Below are 861 nucleotides of genomic sequence, written 5' to 3' on the forward strand. Positions count from 1 at the left end.
ACATCCCCCTTGTAAGACTTGTATTTCTTACGTCGACGAATACGAGCAGTCAATCCTAGCTCCTTCATCAGCCGTTGTACTTTCTTATGATTGACAGAAAATCCACGATTTCTTAACTCAAGGTGAATGCGACGGTAACCATAGTTTCCCTTATGTTCATCGTAAATGGCTTGAATTTCAGCTTTTAACTCCTTATCTTTATCTGGTTTATCCAGTTGCTTGACTTGATAGTAATAGGTAGAAGGAGCTAATTGAGAAATAACCAGCAGTATATCTAGTCGGAATCCTTCTGCGACCATCTCTCTAACTGTTTGAGCCTTTCTTGCTCTCTGGCTTCGTCCCTTAAACGAAGCTCCCTCAACTTTTTTAGGTAAGCCACCTCAGTGCGTAAGCGCTCATTTTCCTCCTGAAGTCGCTCTAACTCCGTCATCTCTTCCCAGGTTTTCTTTGCTTTACGCCCCATCTTTGGTGGCCTCCCTCTTGTTTTCTCAACAATAGTATACCCGTTTTTCTTGTATTGTGCTATCCAGTTTGGAAGAGTTCCACGATTTGGCAGGGCGTAGTCAAGCGAGACGGAGAGGACTGACTGCTTATCAAGAAGTACTTTATCAATCATTTCCTGCTTGAGTTCTGGAGAATAATAGGTATTCTTTCCTTTCTTGACAATGTTTATTCCATACCTATCGATCAGTCGAAGCATATATTGGATAACAGATTCTGCAATATTAAACTGTTTTGACAAGTTCTTGATAGACTGACAACTTTGACGTAGTTCATAGATTTCGATTTTGTCTTCATAGCTCAATTTCATAAAAATAGCACCCCAAAAGTTAGATTTTTTCTGTCTAACTTTTGGGGTGC

The 861-nt window shown here is 40.3% G+C and carries 1 pseudogene; it reads right to left on the reverse strand.

Annotated features, from left to right (window positions below):
• Positions 1-811, reverse strand: a pseudogene (locus tag ACPC57_RS11565) (IS3 family transposase); the annotation flags it as partial.
• Positions 812-861: the final 50 nt, after the last annotated feature.

The organism is Streptococcus sp. VTCC 12886 (assembly GCF_049893425.1).
In the GTDB taxonomy this organism is placed as follows: domain Bacteria; phylum Bacillota; class Bacilli; order Lactobacillales; family Streptococcaceae; genus Streptococcus; species Streptococcus suis_AA.